This window comes from Streptomyces inhibens (genome assembly GCF_022221585.1).
Classification (GTDB): domain Bacteria; phylum Actinomycetota; class Actinomycetes; order Streptomycetales; family Streptomycetaceae; genus Streptomyces; species Streptomyces inhibens.
The window spans coordinates 2,525,859-2,547,435 of sequence record NZ_CP084681.1; the positions used below are offsets into that span (position 1 = coordinate 2,525,859).

The 21,577-nt window shown below is 73.0% G+C and carries 22 protein-coding genes and 1 riboswitch; of the genes, 7 read left to right on the top strand and 15 right to left on the bottom strand.

Translation table 11 applies throughout. From position 1 onward, the window contains the following. Window positions 1-3 precede the first annotated feature (3 nt). Complete coding sequence (locus tag KI385_RS11755; RefSeq protein ID WP_238572137.1) at window positions 4-759, top strand: SDR family oxidoreductase; 756 nt, start codon at window positions 4-6, stop codon at window positions 757-759. A gap of 43 nt (window positions 760-802) precedes the next feature. On the opposite strand, the gene amaP is transcribed toward KI385_RS11755, so the two are convergent. The 5 genes from amaP to KI385_RS11780 are packed head-to-tail and all read right to left on the bottom strand — an operon-like array spanning window position 803 to window position 3,175. Then, complete coding sequence (gene amaP, locus KI385_RS11760) at window positions 803-1,408, bottom strand: alkaline shock response membrane anchor protein AmaP (RefSeq protein ID WP_238572138.1); 606 nt, start codon at window positions 1,406-1,408, stop codon at window positions 803-805. Window positions 1,409-1,415: 7 nt separating this feature from the next. After that, the gene (locus KI385_RS11765; protein ID WP_238572139.1) at window positions 1,416-2,084 is read right to left on the bottom strand and encodes a DUF6286 domain-containing protein; all 669 of its coding nucleotides are present in this window, start codon (window positions 2,082-2,084) and stop codon (window positions 1,416-1,418) included. After that, complete coding sequence (locus KI385_RS11770) at window positions 2,081-2,473, bottom strand: Asp23/Gls24 family envelope stress response protein (RefSeq protein WP_238572140.1); 393 nt, start codon at window positions 2,471-2,473, stop codon at window positions 2,081-2,083. The genes KI385_RS11765 and KI385_RS11770 overlap by 4 nt, the downstream gene beginning before the upstream one ends. A 6-nt stretch (window positions 2,474-2,479) precedes the next feature. After that, on the bottom strand, window positions 2,480-2,677 hold the full coding sequence (locus KI385_RS11775; protein WP_238572141.1) for a hypothetical protein: 198 nt from the start codon (window positions 2,675-2,677) through the stop codon (window positions 2,480-2,482). A gap of 36 nt (window positions 2,678-2,713) precedes the next feature. Further along, the gene (locus KI385_RS11780) at window positions 2,714-3,175 is read right to left on the bottom strand and encodes an Asp23/Gls24 family envelope stress response protein (RefSeq protein WP_238572142.1); all 462 of its coding nucleotides are present in this window, start codon (window positions 3,173-3,175) and stop codon (window positions 2,714-2,716) included. Window positions 3,176-3,409: 234 nt separating this feature from the next. On the opposite strand from KI385_RS11780, the gene KI385_RS11785 reads away from it, so the two are divergent. After that, entirely contained in the window at window positions 3,410-4,147 is a 738-nt protein-coding gene (locus tag KI385_RS11785; protein ID WP_238572143.1) for a hypothetical protein, read from the top strand. A 70-nt stretch (window positions 4,148-4,217) separates the two neighbouring features. On the opposite strand, the gene KI385_RS11790 is transcribed toward KI385_RS11785, so the two are convergent. The 4 genes from KI385_RS11790 to KI385_RS11805 all read right to left on the bottom strand — a co-directional run bounded on the left by KI385_RS11790 (window position 4,218) and on the right by KI385_RS11805 (window position 7,616). Further along, a complete protein-coding gene (locus KI385_RS11790; RefSeq protein ID WP_128505994.1) occupies window positions 4,218-4,997 on the bottom strand; it encodes an enoyl-CoA hydratase/isomerase family protein in 780 nt (259 codons plus the stop codon). Between the two features lie 114 nt (window positions 4,998-5,111). After that, complete coding sequence (locus KI385_RS11795) at window positions 5,112-5,333, bottom strand: helix-turn-helix domain-containing protein (protein WP_006606369.1); 222 nt, start codon at window positions 5,331-5,333, stop codon at window positions 5,112-5,114. A 364-nt stretch (window positions 5,334-5,697) separates the two neighbouring features. Continuing rightward, window positions 5,698-7,296: an ABC-F family ATP-binding cassette domain-containing protein gene (locus KI385_RS11800; RefSeq protein ID WP_238572144.1), complete on the bottom strand. Its 1,599-nt coding sequence runs from the start codon at window positions 7,294-7,296 to the stop codon at window positions 5,698-5,700. Between the two features lie 101 nt (window positions 7,297-7,397). Beyond that, window positions 7,398-7,616 carry a hypothetical protein gene (locus KI385_RS11805; RefSeq protein WP_238572145.1) on the bottom strand — a complete coding sequence of 73 codons (219 nt, stop codon included), beginning with the start codon at window positions 7,614-7,616 and terminating at the stop codon, window positions 7,398-7,400. A gap of 271 nt (window positions 7,617-7,887) precedes the next feature. Between KI385_RS11805 and KI385_RS11810 the strand changes: the two genes are divergently transcribed. Then, complete coding sequence (locus KI385_RS11810) at window positions 7,888-8,289, top strand: VOC family protein (protein ID WP_238572146.1); 402 nt, start codon at window positions 7,888-7,890, stop codon at window positions 8,287-8,289. A 31-nt stretch (window positions 8,290-8,320) separates the two neighbouring features. Here the strand turns inward: KI385_RS11810 and KI385_RS11815 are convergent, their stop codons facing one another. From KI385_RS11815 to KI385_RS11825, 3 genes are all read right to left on the bottom strand, one after another. After that, complete coding sequence (locus tag KI385_RS11815; RefSeq protein WP_238572147.1) at window positions 8,321-9,805, bottom strand: hypothetical protein; 1,485 nt, start codon at window positions 9,803-9,805, stop codon at window positions 8,321-8,323. 174 nt (window positions 9,806-9,979) lie between these two features. Then, window positions 9,980-11,107 carry an alpha/beta hydrolase gene (locus tag KI385_RS11820; protein WP_238572148.1) on the bottom strand — a complete coding sequence of 376 codons (1,128 nt, stop codon included), beginning with the start codon at window positions 11,105-11,107 and terminating at the stop codon, window positions 9,980-9,982. Window positions 11,108-11,212: 105 nt separating this feature from the next. Further along, the gene (locus tag KI385_RS11825) at window positions 11,213-11,878 is read right to left on the bottom strand and encodes a class II aldolase/adducin family protein (RefSeq protein ID WP_238572149.1); all 666 of its coding nucleotides are present in this window, start codon (window positions 11,876-11,878) and stop codon (window positions 11,213-11,215) included. A 457-nt stretch (window positions 11,879-12,335) separates the two neighbouring features. Here KI385_RS11825 and KI385_RS11830 point away from each other — a divergent pair, with 457 nt between their 5' ends. Together KI385_RS11830 and KI385_RS11835 are read left to right on the top strand one after the other, a co-directional pair. After that, the gene (locus tag KI385_RS11830) at window positions 12,336-13,610 is read left to right on the top strand and encodes an inorganic phosphate transporter (protein WP_238572150.1); all 1,275 of its coding nucleotides are present in this window, start codon (window positions 12,336-12,338) and stop codon (window positions 13,608-13,610) included. Window positions 13,611-13,632: 22 nt separating this feature from the next. Beyond that, the gene (locus KI385_RS11835; protein ID WP_128507098.1) at window positions 13,633-13,869 is read left to right on the top strand and encodes a hypothetical protein; all 237 of its coding nucleotides are present in this window, start codon (window positions 13,633-13,635) and stop codon (window positions 13,867-13,869) included. A gap of 62 nt (window positions 13,870-13,931) precedes the next feature. Here the strand turns inward: KI385_RS11835 and KI385_RS11840 are convergent, their stop codons facing one another. Genes KI385_RS11840 through KI385_RS11850 form a run of 3 tightly spaced genes read right to left on the bottom strand, consistent with a single transcriptional unit; the run spans window position 13,932 to window position 18,480 of the window. Continuing rightward, window positions 13,932-15,341 carry an extracellular solute-binding protein gene (locus tag KI385_RS11840; RefSeq protein ID WP_238572151.1) on the bottom strand — a complete coding sequence of 470 codons (1,410 nt, stop codon included), beginning with the start codon at window positions 15,339-15,341 and terminating at the stop codon, window positions 13,932-13,934. Between the two features lie 32 nt (window positions 15,342-15,373). Beyond that, window positions 15,374-18,034 (bottom strand): caspase family protein, encoded by a 2,661-nt coding sequence (locus KI385_RS11845; RefSeq protein ID WP_238572152.1) that lies wholly within the window; start codon window positions 18,032-18,034, stop codon window positions 15,374-15,376. A 5-nt stretch (window positions 18,035-18,039) separates the two neighbouring features. Further along, complete coding sequence (locus tag KI385_RS11850) at window positions 18,040-18,480, bottom strand: hypothetical protein (protein WP_238572153.1); 441 nt, start codon at window positions 18,478-18,480, stop codon at window positions 18,040-18,042. A gap of 204 nt (window positions 18,481-18,684) precedes the next feature. After that, window positions 18,685-18,816: riboswitch (cobalamin riboswitch) on the top strand. Between the two features lie 129 nt (window positions 18,817-18,945). Between KI385_RS11850 and KI385_RS11855 the strand changes: the two genes are divergently transcribed. Next, window positions 18,946-19,935 (top strand): cobalamin biosynthesis protein, encoded by a 990-nt coding sequence (locus tag KI385_RS11855; RefSeq protein ID WP_238572154.1) that lies wholly within the window; start codon window positions 18,946-18,948, stop codon window positions 19,933-19,935. Continuing rightward, window positions 19,932-21,536, top strand: coding sequence for a cobyric acid synthase (locus KI385_RS11860; protein WP_238572155.1), 1,605 nt, complete (start codon window positions 19,932-19,934; stop codon window positions 21,534-21,536). The genes KI385_RS11855 and KI385_RS11860 overlap by 4 nt, the downstream gene beginning before the upstream one ends. Window positions 21,537-21,577: the final 41 nt, after the last annotated feature.

Consider the following 21,577-nt stretch of genomic DNA (forward strand, 5'->3'; position numbering starts at 1 on the left):
GCCATGGATTTGGGACTCACCGACCGGACATACATCGTCACCGGAGCGACCCGCGGCCTCGGTTTCGCCACCGCCCGTGAACTGGTCGCCGACGGCGCCAACGTCGTGATCAGCGGACGCACCGAGGAAAGCGCGGCAGCGGCGGCCGCCTCGCTCGGCGCGCGCGCCCACGGGGTGGCGGCCGACAACGCGGACGCGGATGCCGCCGACCGCCTGGTGGCCGCCGCCCGCGAGCGCTTCGGCCGCCTGGACGGCGTACTGATCAGCGTGGGCGGCCCGGCGCCCGGCACGGCCGCCGACAACACCGACGAACAGTGGCGGTCGGCCTTCGAGTCGGTCTTCCTCGGCGCGGTACGGCTGGCCCGCGCGGCCGCCGCCGAGCTGGCCGAGGGCGGTGTGATCGGCTTTGTGCTGTCCGGCTCGGTGTACGAACCGATCGGCGGTCTGACCATCTCCAACGGGCTGCGCCCCGGTCTCGCCGGCTTCGCCAAGTCGCTGGCCAACGAGCTGGGCCCGCGCGGCATCCGCGTCGTCGGCGTGCTGCCCGGGCGGATCGCCACCGACCGGATGACCCAGCTCGACGCGCTCTCCGGCGACCCGGAGGGCACCCGTGCCCGCAACTCCGCCTCGATCCCGCTGGGCCGCTACGGCAAGCCGGAGGAGTTCGGCCGGGCCGCGGCGTTCCTGCTGTCGCCGGCCGCCTCGTATGTCACCGGTGTCATGGTGCCGGTGGACGGCGGGGCCCTGCACGGCTTCTGACGGGGTCTGTGCCAGGGCCGGGGCTGATCGGGCCGGAGGGGCCCTAACTGACCCGCTCGGGGCGGTGCTTGACCGCGCGCAGCCGGACGTCCGCCGGCAGCCGGTCGAGCCCCGCCGAGCGGCGGGCGTGCGTGACGGCCTCGTCGGACAGGCGCCGCACGACGGTCCCGGGGTCGGCGTGCGGGGCGAGGGCCAGCACGGCGCGCACCCGGGGCTCGGTGCGGCGGCCGGTCAGCAGCACGCCGGCCCGGTCGACACCCTCCAGCGACTCCGTTTCGGCCTCGACGACACCCTCCAGCGCCCGGCCGCGCAGCAGGGCGCCCTCGCCGTCGCCGCTGTCGACGAGGATCTCGTTCAGCCGGTGCCGCCGCAGCTGGGCCAGCAGCCACCACACCATCAGCAGGACGAAGACGGCCAGGGCCGTGATGACGGCCGGCCACCACCAGCCCTCGTCCGTCCAGCGGGTGCGGGTGTGCGCGGAGAGCAGCACATCGTCGGGGCGGGACCAGGGCCAGCCGCCGGGCAGGCCGAGGTGCCATTTCGCGGGCAGGTCGAAACCGCCTAGCAGCACCAGGCCGCCGGCGCCGAGCAGCAGCACACCGGTCAGACCGAGCAGTACCCGGTTGGTCGTTCTGCGACCCCTGCGCATCGCGCGCTCACCTCCTCTTCGGGCGCCGGACGTCCACGGTCAGGCCGAGCCGGTGCGCCAGACCCAGCTGCCGCAGACCCTCGCCGAGCGCCGTGTCGAGGTCGCCGCGGACCTCGTCCAGCTCGCGGAAGTGGGAGACCGCATGTGCTTTGGCCTTGTGGCGGGTGACGATCATCCGTACGGACTGGACTCCGGCGACCTCCATGGCGCGGTCCCGCAGCACCAGCGCGGCGGCCGAACGGTCGAGCCCGGCCCGGATGCCGGAGGCGACGGGCCGCATCGGCAGCACTTGGCGCAGGCCGGGGGTGACGGCCAGCACGATCAGCCAGATGCCCAGCACCACCGCGACCGCCGCGGCGGCCAGCACCCAGGGGGTGTCGAGGTGACGGGTGGCCAGTTCGCCGGCGAGCCGCCGGCGCCAGGCCGTCGCGGGCCGCTCGGCGCGCACCGCGGCCACGTCGTAGAGCAGCAGCCCGGCGGCGGCCAGCAGCACCAGCGCGACCAGGGCGGCCGGCACCCGGCGGGCCGACCAGAAGCGCCCGGTCCGGCCGTCGTCCGCGGTGCTCGTATGGGCGGCGCCCGATGCGGACTGCGTCAGCCCGTCCGTCTCGTCCGACGGTTTGTCGAGCGTGGGCAGCCGCCGGGTGTCCGGCTGCTCCGCGTCGTCGTCGCTCATCGCACCCTCCCCCGGTCCGTGTGCTCCAGCAGCGGTGAGTGCAGACGCTCGACCTCCACCGCGACCTCGGGCACGTCCATGCTCGCCAACGCCTTTACCCGTTCGGTGACGTGACGACGCACCACGCGGCACTGTGCGCCGATGTCGGAGGGGTAGCCCAGCTCCACGGCGATCCGCAGCCGGGCCTCGCCGAAGTTCTCGCGGTACTCGCGCCGGTGGACGGTCACCGTCGCATGCGCGTCCGTACGGGCGCGCGGGGACTCACCGCGCAGCGCCTCCCGGGCCGCCTGCGCGGCGATCTTCGCCACCACCCGGTCCGCGATCCTGGTCGCGCCCCGCTCACCTGCCGGTACGTCAGCGGGAGCGGCGACCGGTGACACCGTCGCCACCCGGCCTCACCGCCGCCGGTCGTCGCGGTCGCTGGTGCGCGGCCGGAAGAAATCGCCGGCCTCCAGGTCCCCGTCCAGGAACCTTCCGGCCACGAACCCGATGGCGCCCAGCGCCGCCACCAGGACGAAGGCGCCGAAGCCGCCGAAGTATCCGGCGAAGCCCAGCGCCATTCCGGCCAAGAGGCCGACCACGGCCATGCTCATCGTGCGCTCCTTCGCTGCCACTCCGGACGGGCCCCGCTATTGGAGCCGCGGCTCCGCTTCCTCTTCTTCGTCTGCCTCGTCGGGCAGCTTGACATCGCTGACCGCGATATTGACCTCGACGACCTCCAGGCCCGTCATCCGCTCCACGGCGGAGATGACGTTCTCCCGGACCGAGCGCGCGACATCGGCGATGGCAACGCCGTAGTCGACCACGATCTCCAGGTCCAGCGCGGTCTGCACCTCACCGACCTCGGCCTTCACCCCGCGGGTGGCGGTCGCGGACCTGCCGCCGCCGGGTACCCGGTCCCGTACGGCACCGAGCGTGCGGGCGAAGCCGCTGCCCATGGCGTGCACGCCGACGACATCCCGGGCCGCGAGACCGGCGATCTTCTCCACGACTCCGTCGGCGATGGTGGTACGCCCACGCGAAGCGGGGTCTCCACCGCCCCGCTTGACCGGGGTCCTCGGTCCCTCTGCCTGCTGCTGGCTCTCGCTCATCGCCGTTCGTCCCTTTCCGCGGGGAGAAGCGGTCCGCCCGCTCCGTTCCTCACAGTAGGTGCGGTTCCCCGGAGCCGCTTGGGGGATGCGGCAGCAGAGTGCCCCGTACGGCGCCGTTCGGCGCACCGCCCTGCTGTACGGGCCGGTCTGCGGCAGGCTGGGGACGTTGTCCGGGACGTGTCCGGGGAACGGCCTCGGAAATGGACCGGGACCGGCCGGGAAAGGGGTGACGCGGTGGCCGCGAACCAGATGGCGCGGGCCGTGCGGCAGCAGCTCGCGATCGGCCGGGTGCTGCCGCTCGGCGGGCCCGCGGACGGGTCATGGATCACCGAGCACGCGGCCGCCGGGGCGCTGCGAAGGGCCTCCGGTGTGCCGGCCGGTGTACGTATCGGCACGCTGCGGCTGTCGCTCGCCGATCCCGGCCACGCCCCGGAGCCGGCGGTGCCGGCTCCGCCGAGCGCGCTGCCGCCCGGTCCGCTGCGGATCGAGGCGGACTTCGCCGCGGTCGCCGACCGGCCGCTGCCCACCGTCGCCGACCAGGTGCGCACGGCGCTGCTGGAGGCATCGGTCCGGGAGTTGGGGCTGGTGGTGGCTGTGGTGGATCTACGGGTCAGCGGTCTGCTGGAGGCGGGTGAGACCGGGGCCGAGGCGGCATCACCTCCGCGCGCTTCCCGTACCGAAGGCCCGCCTGCCGCCTCGGCAACGGACGACCGGACCGGCGCGGCGCAGGACGGCCGGGCGCAGATCGCCGCCGTCACGCTGGGCGTGCCGGGCGTGGCCCGTCTGGCGCCGGTGCTCGGCGGGCCGTCCCGCCCGGTGCGGCTCTCCGACGGGCATGCGCTGATCCAGCTGGCGACCTCGGCCGGCCATCGCGCACTGGATGTCGCGGCCGCCGTACGGCGGGCGGTGACCGCCGCGCCGTCCGCGCCGTCGACGGTCGCCGTGCTGGTCACGGCCGTGGAACAGGGCTGACGGGCGCGGCCGGCCGGGCGCCGCAGGCTGGCGACCGGCCGGGCACGTCCGTAGTTGCCGGGGTGCGGTGCTACTCCCCCACACCCGCGAGGTCGCGCAGCCGGCGCGCCTGGGCGGCACGTTCGGCGATGCGCTGCTCCTCGTACGTACGGCCCGCGGCGCCGGCCAGCAGAGCCTTGGTCTCGATGACGGCGTCACGCGGCGGGGCGGTGAGCGCGGCCGCCAAATCGGCGACGGCGGCGTCGAGTTCGTCCCCGGGCACCACAAGGTTGGCGAGGCCGATCCGCTCGGCCTCCTCGGCATGCACAAAGCGCCCGGTGGCGCAGATCTCCAGCGCCCGGGCGTAACCCACCAGCCCGACCAGGGGGTGAGTGCCGGTCAGATCCGGTACGAGTCCCAGGCTGGTCTCACGCATGGCGAACTGCACGTCCTGTGCCACCACCCGCAGATCGCAGGCGAGGGCGAGCTGGAAGCCCGCACCGATGGCGTGCCCCTGCACGGCGGCGATGGACACCAGGTCGTTGCGCCGCCACCAGGTGAACGCTTCCTGGTACTCGGCGATCGTGGCGTCCAGTTCACCGTCCGAACCGCGCGCCAGATCGAGGAACGACGGCTCGCCGTCGAAGCCTTCGGGCGTGAACGCCTGCCGGTCGAGGCCCGCGGAGAAGGACCTGCCCTCACCGCGCAGCACCGCGATCCGGATGTTTCCCGGCAGCAGCGAACCCGCCTCGGCCAACGCCCGCCACATGGCCGGCGACTGCGCATTGCGCTTGGCCTCGTTGGCGAGGGTCACCGTGGCGATCGCGCCGTCCACGGTGAGCCGCACACCGTCCTTGTCGAGCAGAGTCATCAGCGCCTCCGAGTCAGCCAGCCGCACCTGCGTGCGTAAGTGACTGAACGGTAACCTCCCGGTCGACTGTTCGGTCGACCGGGGGGACACCGTCTGTACCCGGAGTCGCGGCCGTCAGGCCGAGGCGGCCTTCTTGCCCCTGGTGGCTCCGCCGCGACCGCGCAGGACCACACCGGATTCGCTGAGCATCCGGTGCACGAATCCATAGGAGCGGCCGGTTTCCTCGGCCAGCGCCCGGATGCTCGCTCCGGAGTCGTACTTCTTCTTCAGGTCTGCCGCGAGCTTCTCGCGCGCGGCGCCGGTTACCCGGCTGCCCTTCTTCAGAGTCTCGGCCACCCGTGCCTCCTCGTGGGAAGTGCGCTCTGGACTCTCATGATCACCCCTCCCCGGCTTCCTGGCCACCCATTCCGCAAGGTCAGTACGACATCGTTTGCCGGCGGACGCCCGGTCACGCCGGCCGGAATTTCCCATTCCGCCCGTCCGGCGAGCCGCCGGAACGCGGTCGGTCGCGAGAAGTAGCAGGTCAGGTGGTGTGCGGCCGAAAAGATGACGGCCGGGCCCCTGGGGCCCGGCCGCACGTCGCAGGCTCGCCGGTGTACGAGCCGTTCTCACTCAGATGATGGATCACACATCGGCCGAATGATCCATACGGCATGATCCATACGCCGTGATCCGTTCCGCGTGATCCGTTCGGCCCGGGTCAGGCCAGCGCCACCAGGTCCGCGTAATCCTGGCCCCACAGGTCCTCGACACCGTCGGGCAGCAGAATGATCCGCTCCGGCTGCAGCGCGTCCACCGCGCCCTCGTCGTGCGTCACCAGGACCACCGCGCCCGTGAAGGTGTGCAGCGCGCCGAGGATCTCCTCACGGCTGGCCGGGTCGAGGTTGTTGGTGGGCTCGTCGAGCAGCAGGACGTTGGCCGAGGAGACGACCAGCGTCGCCAGGGCGAGCCGGGTCTTCTCGCCGCCGGAGAGCACCCCGGCGGGCTTGTCGACGTCGTCCCCCGAGAAGAGGAAGGAACCCAGCGTCTTACGGATGGCGACCAGGTCCATGTCCGGGGCGGCCGAGCGCATGTTCTCCAGGACCGTACGGTCCGGGTCCAGCGTCTCGTGCTCCTGGGCGTAGTAGCCGAGCTTGAGGCCGTGCCCCGGGCGGACCGCGCCGGTGTCCGGCGTCTCGACGCCCGCCAGCAGCCGCAGCAGGGTGGTCTTGCCGGCGCCGTTGAGGCCGAGGATGACGACCCGGGAGCCCTTGTCGATGGCCAGATCGACGTCGGTGAAGATCTCCAGGGAGCCGTAGGACTTGGACAGGCCCTCGGCGGTGAGCGGGGTCTTGCCGCACGGTGCCGGGTCCGGGAAGCGCAGCTTGGCGACCTTGTCGGAGACGCGCACCGCGTCCAGACCGGCGAGCAGCTTGTCGGCGCGCCTGGCCATGTTCTGCGCGGCGACGGTCTTGGTGGCCTTGGCCCGCATCTTGTCGGCCTGGGTGTTGAGCGCCGCGGCCTTCTTCTCGGCGTTCGCCCGCTCGCGCTTGCGGCGCTTCTCGTCGGCCTCGCGCTGCTGCTGGTAGAGCTTCCAGCCCATGTTGTAGACGTCGATCTGCGAGCGGTTGGCGTCCAGGTAGAACACCTTGTTCACGACGGTCTCGACCAGGTCGACATCGTGCGAGATGACGATGAAGCCGCCGCGGTAGGTCTTGAGGTAGTCGCGCAGCCAGACGATGGAGTCGGCGTCGAGGTGGTTGGTCGGCTCGTCGAGCAGCAGGGTGTCGGAGTCCGAGAAGAGGATCCGGGCCAGCTCGACGCGGCGGCGCTGACCACCGGAGAGGGTGTGCAGCGGCTGGCCGAGGATACGGTCGGGCAGCCCGAGGCTGGCGGCGATGGTCGCGGCCTCCGCCTCGGCGGCGTAACCGCCCTTCGTCAGGAACTCGGTCTCCAGGCGCTCGTACTTCTTCATCGCCTTTTCGCGGGTGGCGCCCTTGCCGTTGGCCATCCGGTCCTCGTTCTCGCGCATCTTGCGCAGCACGCTGTCCAGATCGCGGGCGGACAGGATGCGGTCACGGGCCAGGACGTCCAGGTCGCCGGTGCGCGGGTCCTGCGGCAGATAGCCGACCTGGCCGGAGCGGGCGACCGTGCCGGAGGCGGGGATGCCCTCACCGGCCAGCACCTTGGTGAGGGTGGTCTTGCCGGCGCCGTTGCGGCCGACGAGGCCGATGCGGTCGCCCTTGGCGATACGGAAGGAGGCGGACTCGATGAGGATGCGGGCGCCGGCACGCAGCTCAAGGCCGGAGGCGGTGATCACGGAAAAAGCTCCAGGGCAGGAAGACGGCGGGTTGGACGGACGGTCCGAAAGCGGTCTACGCCGTCTAATGAACCCAAAGGAGAACTGCCATAGCAGGCAGTCTAACGGCCCTGTGCAAGTAGTTTTTCCGAGCGGTCGACGAAGGCGCCGCCCGGCGGGGCGTCGGGCGCGAGGGTGAGGCGGTCGCCGTGCGGGGCGGGCCGGGCTTCGCGGGCGACGGTGGCCAGCGGCAGGGCGAGGAGGGCGGCGGCGAGAGGGATCGCCACGGGGCCGAGGCCGCGCCTGGTGCGCCGGCCGGCCGGGACAGGCGGTCTGGACACCCGGGCCCCCTGGTCAGGAGATCTGCCGATCGAGCGATGAGCGTAGCGGCGGGCGGGGCGGTCAGCGGGGCGCCCGGTGGCGACACGGCGGGCGGCGGCAGGCACGTCCCCCGTTCGGCCGCCACGGGCCGGGGTGTGGGGGGCAGGTCGCGAGGGGCGGGCGCAGACGTTCACGGGCGTTGTCAGACCCCGGTGCCACACTGTGCCCCATGAATGTGATCCATGACACAGAGGTGCCGGCCCGACTCGTTCGAAAGGTTCGGTGATCTTCATGGCAGGCACGCCGACGATGTATCCGACGGTTCTCTACCGAGACGCACAGGCCGCGATCAGACAGCTGACGGAGGCCTTCGGCTTCACCGTCGGCGCGAAGTACGAGGGCGAGGACGGCATGGTGCTGCATGCCGAACTCTCCTACGGCAACGGCGCGGTCATGCTCGGTTCGAAGGGCCGTGGCGGCATCTTCGACGAGGCGATGAGCGAGGCCGGGCCGATCGGGGTCTATGTCGTCGTCGAGGACACCGACGCGCATTTCCGGCGGGCCGAGGCTGCCGGGGTGGAGATTCTGATGCCGCCCACGGACCAGGACCACGGCTCGCGGGACTACATGGCGCGGGACGGCGAGGGCAACGTCTGGAGCTTCGGGACGTATGCCCCGGGGGCCGCGGGCTGATCCGATGCGCCCGCCGCCCCCGCAGCCCCGCTCAGACGCCGCCCGTGTGGACCTGGAACGCCGCACGGCGTACGGCCTTGGCGAGCGCCGGGTCGGGATGGGCCGCGGCCAGCGCCACCAGCACCTGGACGGTACGGGGGTGCCCGACGGCGCGCACCTCCTCCAGGAGGCGCGGCACCGAACCCTGGACCGCCGAGTCGAGGTGGCGCACCAGCAGCTGGGTCTCGCCGTGGTCGGCGACGGCCGCCGCGGTGTCCACCCACAGCCAGGTCGACTCCTCGCGGGTGAGCACATCGGGCGCGGTCTCCGGGTCGCCGCCCTCGTGCTCGACCAGCCACAGCAGGGCGTACGGCCGCAGGCCCGGTTCGTCGGCCGCGGCGCGTACGGCGGGCTCGGCCGGTGCACCGACCGCGCGCAGCGCCTCGAAGGCCAGACCGCGCAGCAGCGCGTCCTCGCCGCGGGCCACGGTCAGCAGCTCCTCGACGGCGGCACCGACGGAGCGGGCGGCGAGCCAGGCGCGGTATTCGGCGCGGGCCGGGCCCGGGGTCAGCCGGGCGCAGCCGCGCAGCATCGCCTCCGCGGACTGTTCGATATTGCCGGCCGGGCTCTGCGCGGCGACGCAGATCTGCTCCAGCTTGACCCACACCGACCAGTTGCCGAGCGGCGTCAGCTGTGCCTCGGACGCATCGTCCGCGCTGTCGTACGCCCCGTCGTAGGCGCCGTCCTGCGCACCGTCCGGCGGCACCAGCGCGCCGACGGTCAGCAGGGCGTCCAGCGCCCAGCCCAGGAGCTCGGCCAGCGACGCCCCCGCGGCGTCACCGGCCGTCCCGGCCGCAACGGCCTCGTCGTCGGCGCCGCCGGGGGCCGGGTCCTGCCCGTAGGGGACCTCGCAGCGTTCGGTGCGCAGTTCGGTGACGCGCTGGTCGAGCATGTCGAGCAGCACCGGCAGCCGTACGGGCCCGGCCGACAGATGCAGCAGGGACAGCAACTGCGGCAGCGCCTCGACGACTTCGGCGACGATCGTGGGGCCGGCGCCGGCCGGTGTGGGGCGGGCCAGCGACCAGGCGTCGAAGAGCGCGACCCAGCCGCGCAGCACGGCGGTGTCGTCGCGGTCCCAGGCGCGCAGCCGCCAGCCGGGGCGGGCGAGGCCGTCGTGGAGCTCGACGAGTCCGGCGAGCCGGGCCCGGTCCCAGTCGATACGGACCTGCTGCGGCGTCAGGTGCAGGGCTTCGGCGGCGCGTTCCACGGCGGCCTTCGGCAGCGCTCCGTCCGGCCCGGCCCGCAGGCTGCCTCCGGTGCCGCCGGCGGCACCGACGCTGTCGGCCCAGCGGGCGAGCCGGGCCGCGCCGGCCAGCACGGCACGGGCCTGCCGGGCCAGCTCCGCGGGCGGCGGAGTGCCCTCGGGCGGGCGGGGCGCCGGGCGCTTGGCCCGGGTTGTCACCGCCCGGCGGGCGGCCGCAACCGATTGACGCGGGACGAGTCGGAGCCGGGAGTCGCGCGGAGTACGGGACGTCACAGGTGCAGTCTTGCCGTTGACGGCCCGAAAGCCCAATCGGAACCCGGCTTGCGATCTAGCGGGGCCGCACCATCTCGCCGACCCATCCCTGATATGGGGAGTTGTCCCCCTGTATGCCCGTGCGTCATCGGCGCTGCGGATCCGGCGGAAGTGGGAGCGGGGTGGGCGGGCGCGCTACATGAGCGGGGTGAGGAAGCGGCGCAGCGCCTCTTCGTAGCGGGACGGGTCGGCGTTCCACATCGCGGCGTGCGGTGCGTGCGGGACCGGCTGAAGCGTGATCAGCTCCGAGCGCCGGGCGGCGAAGGAACGGGAGGCCGCCCAGGGGGCGATCATGTCGTCGGGGCCGTGGAAGAGCAGGGTGGGGATGGTCAGCTCGTCCGGGTCGACGGCGTCCTCGGGGCGGTCGACGGGCATTCCCGTGGTGCCCTCGGCGGCGCGTACGACCAGCGGCAGCAGGGCGCGCGGGACCCGCCGGGCGGCGGCCAGCGCGCGGACCGTGGCGTGCCGGTCGAGGACCGGGGAGTCCAGGACGAGGCCGCTGATCCGGTCGCTCAGCGCGGAGTGGACGGCGGCGCGCAGCGCCATGGTCGCGCCGGTCGACCAGCCGTAGAGGACGACGTCGTGGGCGCCGTAGCGGAGGGCGTAGCGGATCGCCGCGTCCAGGTCGCGCCATTCGGTGTCGCCGAGATGGTTGATGCCGTCGGCGGTGCGCGGGGCGCCGATGTCGTTGCGGTAGGCCAGGTCGAGGACGGGCAGCCGGTGGCGGTGCAGGAAGGGCATGACCACCATGGGGTGCTCGCGGGTGGTGCCCAGGCCGTGTGCGGTGATGACCCAGGTGTCGCGTACGCCGGGCAGGAACCACGCCGGGAGGGGCCCGAGTTCGCCGGGGATGTCGACGTCGGCGCAGTCGAGGCCGAGGGCGTCGCGGGGGTTGCCGATGTGCACCTGCGGGGTGAGCCGCATCCGTTTGCCCGGTTTGAGGGTGCCGTGGGTGACCCGTTCCAGGCGGCGTACGACCGCGTCGGCGGGGTGCGGGGTGCCGTGCACGACGGAGCCGACCACGGCGTGGCAGCCGTTGCCGGTGAGGCCGTAGGTACCGGGCCGCAGGGACGCCAGGCTGCGGGTGAGGACGATGCGCTCATCGGTGGCGGAGTGCACGGTGAGACGGGAGTCGCCCGGCAGGGGGTGGTCGGGCGACGGTTTCAGGGCAGTCTCGCTGGCGTACCGACCGACCGCCACGGCGGCCGCCCCGGCACCGATCACGGTGATGGCGGCCACGGCCGCCGCAGTACCCAGACGCACCTCACCAGTGTGCGCAGCGGCGCCGGGTGCGGCCACCCGGCGGACTCGGGCGGGTGAGGGACGGGACGGCGGACGGTGCGCCGGGCCGCCGTCCCGGCCGGGCGCTCAGCCCTGGTGGCCGCGCTGGCCGTAGCCGCGCAGCTGCGCGCCGGCCGCTTCGAGCTGACCGGCCGACAGCAGGCTGGGCGTATGCCCCGGGACGGACTGCGCGGTGAGCCAGACGCGGCACATCCACTCCAGCTGGGCGGTGCGGTCCAGCGCCTGGTCGAGGCTGTCGCCGTAGGCGATGGTGCCGTGGTTCTGCAGCAGGGCGCCGGTGCGGTCGCGGAGCGCGTCGAGCATGTGCGCGGCGAGCTCGTCGCTGCCGTACAGGGCGTAGGGGGCGACGCGGACGGGGCCTCCGAGCGCCGCGGCCATGTAGTGGATCGGCGGAAGTTCGCGGACGAGGGTGGAGACGGCGGTGGCGTGCGGGGCGTGGGTGTGGACGACGGCGGTGGCCGTGGTGTGGTGGTAGACCGTCAGATGCATGGGCAGTTCGCTGGTCGGCCGGAGCGAGCCGATGATCTGGTGTCCTTCGAGGTCGACGGCGGTGGTGTCGGCGGGGCCGAGCCGGTCGTAGGGGACACCGCTGGGGGTGACCAGGATCAGGTCCCTCAGGCGGCGCGAGACATTGCCCGAGGTGCCGACGACCAGGCCGTCGGCGACGGTTCTGCGGGCGGTGGCGACCAGTTCGCTCCAGGCGGCGGCGAGGCGGTCGGGGTGATCCTTCATGGGTCCTCCGGCGCGGTGCGGCGAAAGCGGATGCGGTGCGCGCCACCGTACGAGCAGGCCGGGGAAGGGTACGCCAGGGGCCTGCCGGGACGGTACCGCCATATGGGGATACATAGCGACTATGGGCGATGGGCCGGAAGGCGGTTGGCCGGAAATAGTCCGTCTTGCACCGGACGCCCGTTAACGTCGGGGGGAGGTGTCGCGTATGTCACCCACCGGCAGTGCGCCGGCAGTGCGCCGGGGGCGGGCCGGCCGTCGGGTGGTCACAGCCGCCGGAACGGCGTGCCGGCACAGCTCATCAAGTTCGCCACAGGGTGATGCGGAAGTGACGCCAGGGACGCCTCCGCGTGAACACTGCGGTGGTGTCACTGGCGCGCCCGCCCCAGTTCACTTTCCGTTCACCCACTCTCCGTACGGTCCCCAGCGACACTGACCTTCGAACTGATTGCCTGGGTGAATGGAACACATCACGCTTCTCATCGGGATCGTGATCGTCACGGCCTTGGTGTTCGACTTTACGAACGGCTTCCACGACACGGCCAACGCGATGGCCACCACCATTTCCACCGGGGCCTTGCGACCCAAGACCGCGGTGGCGATGTCAGCGGCACTGAACCTCGTCGGAGCGTTTCTGTCGGTGGAGGTCGCCAAGACCATCTCCGGCGGGATCATCGACGAGAGCGCGGGCATCAGACCTGAAGTGATCTTCGCCGGCCTGGTCGGCGCCATCATCTGGAACCTGCTGACCTGGCTCGCCGGGCTCCCCTCCAGCTCCTCCCACGCGCTCTTCGGCGGTCTGATCGGCGCGACGCTGGTGTCCGTCGGCACCAACGGTGTGCATGGCGAAGCCGTCGTGATGAAGGTCCTGATCCCGGCGGTGGCCGCCCCGATCGTCGCGGGCCTGGCCTCCATGGCGGCGACCCGGCTCACCTACCGGCTGACCCGCAACCGCGACGAGGCCGACACCGCCAAGGGCTACCGCGCCGGGCAGATCGCCTCGGCCGCCCTGGTCTCGCTCGCCCACGGCACCAACGACGCGCAGAAGACGATGGGTGTGATCACGCTCGCGCTGATCACCGGCGGGGTGGTCGCCCCGCACGCCGACCCGCCGCTGTGGGTCATCGCCTCGGCCGGTCTGGCCATCGCGCTCGGTACGTACCTGGGCGGCTGGCGGATCATCCGCACGATGGGCAAGGGCATCACCGACATCCAGCCGCCGCAGGGCTTCGCCGCCCAGACCGGCGCCGCGGCCACCATCCTGGCCTCCTCCCACCTCGGCTTCGCGCTCTCCACCACCCAGGTCTGCTCCGGTTCCGTGATGGGCTCGGGCCTGGGCCGCAAGGGCGGCGTGGTGCGCTGGTCCACGGCCGGCCGGATGGTCGCCGCCTGGGGCCTGACGCTGCCGGCCGCCGGTGCGGTCGCGGCGGGCGCCGCGTTCCTGGCCGGCCAGGGCGACTGGGGCGTCGCGGCGGTGGCGATCCTCGCGCTCGGCATCTGCGGCGCGATCTGGGCCGCCTCCCGGCGCAAGCCGATCGACCACACCAACGTCAACGACGGCCCGGCCGCGGAGCCGGTGGGTGTGGTGACCGCCGCACTGCGCACCGTCTCCCCTCCGCCCGCAGGCCAGCCGGTCCCGGTGTCCGACGGGCCGGAAGCCGTCGATACGCCGACCCCCGCGGCCGACACCACGACCCCCGCCCCGCGCGCCAAGGCCGCGACGGTCACCCGCTAGCTGTCATCACCTAAGGAACGCAATGAGCATCGACTGGGCAGCTCTCGGCCAGGTCTTCGGTGTCACCCTCGTGGTGACGGTCGGGATCGTGGGCCTGTTCACCGTCGGCATCGTCGGTACGTCCCGCAAGCCGCAGCGGGAGGGCGAGGCCGCCGTGGCCACCGCCCCCGGTGCGGGCGCGCGGGCCGGTGCGGTGGCCGCCTTCGCGATGTGCGCGGCGGCCGTGGCGTACGGCATCTATCTGATCGTCGCCGCCTGACGCAGCCGGGTACGGCAGCGAGCGGAAGCGACCACGAACGAGGCGTCCGGAGGACCGCGGCATCAGCCGTTGTCCGCCGGGCGCCTCGTCCTTTGCTGTTCACCCCGCCCGGTGAGCGCCTCGTCCGCCTCCCGGGCCAGGGCGTCGGCGATGGCCGTACCGCCGCGGCTGTTGAGGTATTCGGAGACCCGGATCTGTACGACCTTGCTGAAGGTCTGGTAGTGGGTGCTGCGCGGGCGCGGTTCGGCGGCCCGCAGCGCCGCGTACAGCGTCCGGGTGTACGGCGGCTCCTGGCCGGGCCACGGCGCCCGCTGCCCGGTGCTGCCGTGCTCGGCGCGCTCGGGCGGCAGCGGGCAGTGCGGCGCCTTCGCCGCCTCCCGGTACGCCGAGTCACGGGTCGCCGCGAACCCCCGCTCCAGCAGACAGCGCTCGCTGTCCGGGCCGGTCAGCGCCTCGATCAGGGCCCGGGCGCCGGCCGGCCGCTTGCTGCCGGCGGAGATCGCCAGATTCTGCCCGCCCAGGACGGACATCCGTTTGCCGTCGGTGGGGCGGGCCGGCAGCTCGGCGACGTCGAACTGTGTGCCGGGGGTGAGCTTCTCGGCGACCGAGGCGTACTCCACCGGCCAGTTGCGCATGAACAGCGCGCGGCCGTCGGCGAACCAGCGGCGGCTCTCCGTCTCGTCCATGGACATGGTCTCGTGCGGCATGATCATCGAGTCCAGCCGGTCCTTGATCTCGGCGACGCCCAGCTGGAGCGCGCCGATCTGCTCGCCCTGGGTGAAGCTGGTGGCGTCCGGGTCACCGCCCATGGCCCAGGCCGACTCCAGGGTGTTGACGGTCAGCCCTTCGTAGGGCCGTAGCTGGGCGACCATGCCGTACATCTTCCGGTTCGCGGTGGCCTTGCCGTCGTGGGCGAGCTTGCGGTTGAAGGCGTCCGCGACCTGGCCGGCCATGTTCTTCAGCGCGCCCCAGTTGGACGGGGGCGCGTCATAGCCGTACTCGTGGAGGATGTCCTTGCGGTAATAGAGCAGCCCGGCGTCGGAGTTGAAGGGGACGCCCCAGATCTGGCCGTCGTAGGCGACGGTCTTGACCACACTGTCCAGGAAGTCGCCGTCCAGGCTCGTGCCCCAGGGACGGATCACGCCCGCCTCGGCGAACTCCGCGGTCCAGGCCACATCGAGGTTGAGCACGTCGTAGTCGCTGTTGCCGGACTGGCCCGCGGCCAGCAGCTGGCTGCGCTGGCCGTCGGCGGTGTCCGGGAGCTTGACGATCCGCACCGAGCGGCCGGTGCGTTTCTCGAAGGCCCGGATGAGGGCCTGGCGGACGCCGGTGCTGCTGAGGTCGCTGCCGGTGGCCAGGACGATCGGGCCCTTCTCCGGGCCGGGCTGCGGCCCCGACGTACAGCCGGTGGCCGCCGCCGTCAGCGTCAGACACAGCAGGACGGTGGGCAGACCGGCGCGTGGGCTTCTCACCGGTCGTGGGCTTCTCACCGGTCGTGGAGTTCTCACCGGTCCTCCTTGCCCGCGGTGCCGATGGAGGCGACCAGGCCGGCCAGCAGATCGGGGGCCTGCGGCCCGCCGGGCACACACTGGCCGTGCGAGGCACCGGCCAGCCCCTGGAGGGCGAAGGTGTCACAGCCGGCCCTGCCCATCACCAGCGTCAGGACCGGCACCACGGGTTTCTCCTTCAGCAGGGCGGTGAGGGCCGCTTCCACGCCCGCCGCCCGCCGCGGGCCGCCGTCGTCCTCGTCGAGGATCAGCACGATCGCCTGGTTGCCGCCGGCCGACTTCTTCATCTCCCGTACGGCCGCGGTCAGCGCCTCCTCCATCGCGGCGCCGTGGTCGACGAGTTCGTCCGTTCCCCCCTTCGCGATGCGGTCCAGCGCGGCCTTGCCCCGGGCCGGGTCGGTGCTGCCGAGCGGGACGACGCGGCGCACCGCACCGGGGTCGTCGGGGTGTGCGCGGTCCGGGAAGGTCCACAGGCCGTAGGTGTGGCGGGCGCCGACCATCTCCAAAGTGCGGCCGGCCGCGCCGAGGGCGACCGGGAGCTTGCCGCCCTCGGCCATCGAGGTGGAGGCGTCCATCAGGATCAGCAGCCGGCTGGACCTCTGTGCCTTGTCGTAGCCGTCCAGCACCCGGGCGACCTGGCCCGCGCCGGCCCGGAAGGGGGTGACGGCGGCGTCGGGATCGACGCCTGCGCGGCTGCTCCGCAGCGGGGAGCCCGGTGCCGGCGCGGGCACCTCGCCGTCGTTGCCGGGCACGCCGCGGTAGCCCTGCTCGGTAAGGGTGCGCCGGCCGCCCGCCGGGTCGCGGAGCCAGTCGGCGAACCGGTTGACCGCGGCCTGCCGTGGGGCGGCGTCCGCGGCGCCGCGCCAGTCGACCCGGATCAGCGGATGGTCGAGCGCCGGGACGTTCTTGGGGTAGTAGGCGGCGTACCGGTCACCGGGGGCGAGCGCGGCGTCCAGGGCCGGGCAACTGCCGATGGCGTGGCCGAGGTTGAAGTCGGCGAGGGACTTCTCGGAGACCAGCGGCGCCGAGCGGGCGCCCTGGCCGGTGCCGGGGCGGGCCGGGTTGCCCCGGTCCGCGCCGGGTCGCAGCGAGCACAGCAGCTCGGTACTGCCCGCGTACTGGCTGCCCGGGGCGGAGAGCCGCTGTTCGGCGCCCTCGGCGAGGGTGGGGTCGGGGGTGCCCGACGAGCCGATGTGGGAGCCGTCGTTGGCGAGATAGAGGCCGATGGTGTGCAGCAGTCCGGTGCCGGACAGCACCGGGCTCGGCCGCAGGAGTTTGAGGTCGCGGTGTGCGCTGTCGGTGCCGGTGAGCAGGTCCTGCCAGGAGACATCGACCTGTTCGACGTCGTCCAGCCGCTTGTTCGCCGGGATGCCGACGACGAGCGGGCTGTAGGCGACCGGGCCGGTGTTGTGCAGGGTCGCCGGGGAGCCGTGGGCGGGCATACCGCGGCGGGCCTCCTCGTAGTCGGCGGTGGATTCGGGGATCCACAGGTCGGGCTGTGGTCCCGGCCGGTAGAGGGGGTCGGTGCCCTTGCCGTCCGACGTGCCCTGGCCGGTGCCCTTGGCCTCGCCCTGCCAGCGGTCGGCGGCGGCGAAGCCCTGGTCGATCTGGTCCTTGGCGGCGGAGTAGACGGTGATCTGGGTGCGCCGGCAGCCGCCGGGGAGGTCGCTCTCGCCGTGCAGCGGGCGGGTGTTGAGGTCGGACATCTCGTAGTCGAAGGCCGCCTGGCGCAGGGCGGGTTCGGCCTCGGGGGCGGTGAGCAGCCGCAGTTCGAGGGCGGGCGGGCAGGCCGGAAGGGGGCGCAGTACGTGCAGTGCGGTCAGCCCGGCGGCGGCCAGCGCGAGCACGGTGCACAGGGCGAGCAGGAGTTTGAGGCGGCGCCGGATGTGCTGGTTGAACCAGCGGCGTAAGCGGATCCGCGGCGGGGTCGGCGGCCGGACCTCGGGGGTGGCGAAGGACAGGATGACGTCATCGACGGTGTTCTGCTTCGCCGAGCGGGGCTGCCATACGTCGCCCATCGGCGTTTGCGCGTCGGCGAGCCGTTCGCGCAGTGCCCGTACGAGGTCCTCGAAGGTGACAAAGCGCTTGCCGGGTATGCCGCGTTCGAGGATCTGCACCAGGGCGCGGGTGAAGAGGGTGCCGCCTGCCGGTTCCTCGCCGCTGAAGATACGGCGGTTGGGCTGGGCGGCCATCAGCAGCGACATGGGCTTGCCGAGGGAGTGGAAGGCCCCGTCGGCGTTGCCCGAGTAGCAGCACTCCAGGACGATCACGATGCGCTCGGCCCGGGCGTTGTCGAGGCAGGAGAGCACCATGTCCTGCCAGGAGACGGTGGTGTGGCTCTGCTGGGGCACCGAGGTGCCGACCATCAGCTGCAGATTCCCGCCGTCGCTGCCGATCCAGCCGTGGCCGGAGAAGTGCACCAGCAGCAGACCGCGCGCCTCGTCGGCGGCGGTCTTGAGCGCCTGTCCCACCTCCCAGGGCTCCCTGGGGCGGCAGAGGGTGACCTCGTCGGCGGTGAACAGGTCGGTGCCGGTCAGTGCGCGGGCGAGCTCCTCGGCGTTGTCCTCGACCGCGGGCAGGCCGGTCAGCGTCTCGTAGTCGTGCACACAGACCAGCAGCGCCCGGTTGCGTTTTCCCCGTGCGTCGTATTCGGACATCCGGTTCAGTCCTCGCGGGTGCTGCCGCTCTCCTGTGCCGGGCTGCCAGGATCGGGGTGTTCGGGGCCGGCGTCGCCGACCGCGCTCAGCTCGCCGTCGGTGCCTACGGAGACGGCGGGCGCCTCGCCCGCGGCGCGCTCCTCCCTGCGCCGCCGCAGCCACTCCCGTAGCGCGATGGTCATCCCCTTGGTGAGCTCGGCGGCGACCGCGCCCACGATCACCAGGATCAGATCGTCGACGCCCACGGCCATATCGCCCAGATCGGGCCCGTCCGCGGTGTGGTCCCGCTCGTCGGCGGGATGCGGGCGCTGCTCCCAGCCGTGTTCCTGCCGGTTCAGCCAGGGCTCGCGCTCCAGCCACGCCCTGAGGTCGTCGATGTCCTGCTGCGGATTGTTCGTTCCCGTGATCCTGATCCGGATCTCATGACGATCGGCGCTCTCCGGCATCCCCCAGCCCCCTTCCGGCGGCCCCATCGCCGCCGTGCACCAGATAGTGACGTGGGATCAGGTGCGCAGGCAACCGTCCGTGACGCGACAGCCACCCTGTGGCGTGCACCACAGCGCCTGCCACAGGGCAGCGTCGCAGGTCAAGAGTGAGTTGACGGGCATTCGCGGAGCGTGGTGGACTGCCGGAGCCAATCGGCGACAGATGAGGAAGTCCGGTGAGAATCCGGCGCGGTCCCGCCACTGTCACCGGGGAGCGTTCCTCCGACGAAGGCCACGGCTCGTGCTCGTACGGGCTGGAAGGCCGGGGGAAGCGCCGATCCGGGAGCCAGGAGACTCTTGTCGCCGTCACGTCGAGCCAGGGCGCGGACCCTGAGTGAGGACATACCGCCATGCCCGGCCGCCGTTCGAGAGCTCCACTCCCCGCTGCCGCAGGGCCCCTTCGAGGCCTGACGGCGGTCTGATCCGATGCGCGGCGAACACGCGGGATATGCGTGCGGCGCGGCCCTCGGCTTTCTCGGCGACCTGATCGCGGCGGATCCTCGGCGCGGCCATCCGGTGGCCGCGTTCGGCCGGGCCGCGGGTGCCGTCGAGCGCCGGCTGTGGCGCGATCACCGCGGGTACGGGGCGGCCCATGCCGTGCTGTGCGCGGGTGGGGCGGCCGCCGGTGCCGCGCTGCTTCAGCGTGCCGTACGGGGCAGCGCACCGTCCCTCCTCCGTAATGGCGCACAGGTGGCGCTGACCGCGGCGACGGTCTGGGCCGTGCTGGGCGGTACCTCGCTCGGCCGGGAGGCGCGGGCCATCGGCGGTGCGCTGACCGTGGGCGATCCGGACCTGGCGCGGGAGCGGCTGCCGCATCTGTGCGGGCGCGATCCGCAGGCGCTGGACGGGCCGCAGATGGCCCGCGCGGTGGTGGAATCGGTCGCCGAGAACACCTCGGACGCGGTGGTGGGCGCCCTGGTGTGGGGCGCACTCGGCGGGGTGCCGGGCCTGGTGGCGTTCCGGGCGGTGAACACGCTGGACGCGATGGTGGGTCACAAGTCGCCGCGCTACCGGCGGTTCGGCTGGGCCTCGGCCCGGCTCGACGATCTCGCCGGCTGGCCCGGCTCCCGGCTGACCGCCGCACTGACCGTGCTCGCGGGCCCCGACCGGCGCGGCGCGCTGCGGGCCTGGCGGGCGGACGGCGGGGCGCACCCGAGCCCCAACGCGGGCCCGGTGGAGGCGTCGTTCGCGGGCGCGCTGGGCGTACGACTGGGCGGCACGCTGGCGTACGGCGGGCGGGTGGAGCACCGTCCGGTGCTCAACGGCGGGGCGCCGCCGGTCGGCGTGCCCGATATCGAGCGGGCGGTACGGCTCTCGCGCCGGGTGAGCGTCATGGCGCTGGCGGCGACGGTGGCGGGACGGCTGGCGGCCGGCGCGCTGCGACACGGCACTGGAAACGGGAGGAAGCCCCGATGAACGGGCGGTTCGAGTCGGCCGGCGGAGCCGTCGGCGGTGGCCTGTTGGTGGCCGGTACGACGTCCGATGCCGGCAAGAGCGTGGTGACGGCGGGCATCTGCCGCTGGCTGGTCCGGCAGGGCATCCGCGTGGCGCCCTTCAAGGCGCAGAACATGTCGCTCAATTCGTTCGTGACGCGGGAGGGCGCGGAGATCGGGCGGGCGCAGGCGATGCAGGCCGCCGCCGCCCGGGTCGAGCCGACCGCGCTGATGAACCCCGTGCTGCTCAAGCCGGGCAGCGACCGCAGCAGCCAGGTGGTGCTGCTGGGCAAGCCGGTGGGTGAGCTCAGTGCCCGTGGGTACTTCGGGGGGTCCGGGGGGTCGTCCCCCGGGAAGACGCAGTATGCGGGGCACCGGGAGCAGTTGCTGGGGACGGTGACCGACTGCCTGGCCGAGCTGCGGCGGACGCACGACGCGGTGATCTGCGAGGGCGCCGGCAGCCCCGCCGAGATCAATCTGCGGCGTACCGACATCGTGAACATGGGTATCGCCCGGGCCGCCCGGATCCCGGTCGTCGTGGTCGGCGACATCGACCGCGGCGGGGTGTTCGCCTCCTTCTTCGGCACCACCGCGCTGCTGTCGCGGGAGGACCAGGCGCTGGTCGCGGGCTATCTCGTCAACAAGTTCCGGGGCGATGTGACGCTGCTGGAGCCGGGGCTGGAGATGCTGCGCGGCCTGACGGGCCGGCCGACGCTGGGCGTACTGCCCTTCGCGCACGGCCTCGGCATCGACGAGGAGGACGGCCTGCGGGTGTCCCTGCGCGGCGCGGTGCGCGAGAGCGTGGTGGAGCCGCCGCACGGCGCGGACGTCCTGCGGGTGGCGGTCTGTGCCGTACCGCTGATGTCGAACTTCACGGATGTGGACGCGCTGGCCGCCGAACCGGGCGTGGTGGTGCGGTTCGTGGACCGGGCCGAGGAACTGGCCGACGCGGACCTGGTGGTGCTGCCGGGCACCCGGGGCACGGTCCGGGCGCTCGCGTGGCTGCGTGAGCGCGGCCTGGCGGACGCGATCGCCCGGCGGGCCGCCGAGGGCCGCCCGGTGCTGGGCATCTGCGGCGGCTTCCAGATGCTGGGCGAGCGCATCGAGGACGAGGTCGAGTCGAAGGCGGGCACGGTCGAGGGGCTGGGGCTGCTGCCGGTACGGGTGCGGTTCGCGGTCGAGAAGACCCTGGCCCGGCCGGTCGGCACGGCGCTGGGCGAGCCGGTGGAAGGGTACGAGATCCACCACGGGGTCGCCGAAGTGACGGGCGGGGACGAGGCGTTCATCTCTGATGGCCAAGGACACAGCCTCGACGGCTGCCGGGCCGGCTCCGTATGGGGCACGCACTGGCACGGCTCGCTGGAGAGCGACGGCTTCCGCCGGGCCTTCCTGCGGCGGGTCGCGGCGGACGCGGGGCGGGCGTTCGTACCGGCCCCGGACACCGGCTTCGGCACGCTGCGCGAGGAACAGCTGGACCGCCTGGGCGATCTGATCGAGGAGCACGCCGACACGGACGCGCTGCTGCGGCTGATCGAGAAGGGGGTGCCGGAGGGACTGCCGTTCGTGCCTCCGGGGGCGCCATGAAGGGTACGCACAGGACGAATCCGGAGCCGGTCGGCGACGTG

Coding starts and splice junctions, on each gene's coding strand:
- KI385_RS11755 (WP_238572137.1), top strand. CDS start 4: ATGGATTTGGGACTCACCGACCGGACATACATCGTCACCGGAGCGACC.
- amaP (WP_238572138.1), bottom strand. CDS start 1,408: ATGCGCAGGGGTCGCAGAACGACCAACCGGGTACTGCTCGGTCTGACC.
- KI385_RS11765 (WP_238572139.1), bottom strand. CDS start 2,084: ATGAGCGACGACGACGCGGAGCAGCCGGACACCCGGCGGCTGCCCACG.
- KI385_RS11775 (WP_238572141.1), bottom strand. CDS start 2,677: ATGAGCATGGCCGTGGTCGGCCTCTTGGCCGGAATGGCGCTGGGCTTC.
- KI385_RS11780 (WP_238572142.1), bottom strand. CDS start 3,175: ATGAGCGAGAGCCAGCAGCAGGCAGAGGGACCGAGGACCCCGGTCAAG.
- KI385_RS11790 (WP_128505994.1), bottom strand. CDS start 4,997: ATGACTCTGCTCGACAAGGACGGTGTGCGGCTCACCGTGGACGGCGCG.
- KI385_RS11810 (WP_238572146.1), top strand. CDS start 7,888: ATGGCAGGCACGCCGACGATGTATCCGACGGTTCTCTACCGAGACGCA.
- KI385_RS11825 (WP_238572149.1), bottom strand. CDS start 11,878: ATGAAGGATCACCCCGACCGCCTCGCCGCCGCCTGGAGCGAACTGGTC.
- KI385_RS11830 (WP_238572150.1), top strand. CDS start 12,336: ATGGAACACATCACGCTTCTCATCGGGATCGTGATCGTCACGGCCTTG.
- KI385_RS11835 (WP_128507098.1), top strand. CDS start 13,633: ATGAGCATCGACTGGGCAGCTCTCGGCCAGGTCTTCGGTGTCACCCTC.
- KI385_RS11845 (WP_238572152.1), bottom strand. CDS start 18,034: ATGTCCGAATACGACGCACGGGGAAAACGCAACCGGGCGCTGCTGGTC.
- KI385_RS11850 (WP_238572153.1), bottom strand. CDS start 18,480: ATGCCGGAGAGCGCCGATCGTCATGAGATCCGGATCAGGATCACGGGA.
- KI385_RS11855 (WP_238572154.1), top strand. CDS start 18,946: ATGCGCGGCGAACACGCGGGATATGCGTGCGGCGCGGCCCTCGGCTTT.
- KI385_RS11860 (WP_238572155.1), top strand. CDS start 19,932: ATGAACGGGCGGTTCGAGTCGGCCGGCGGAGCCGTCGGCGGTGGCCTG.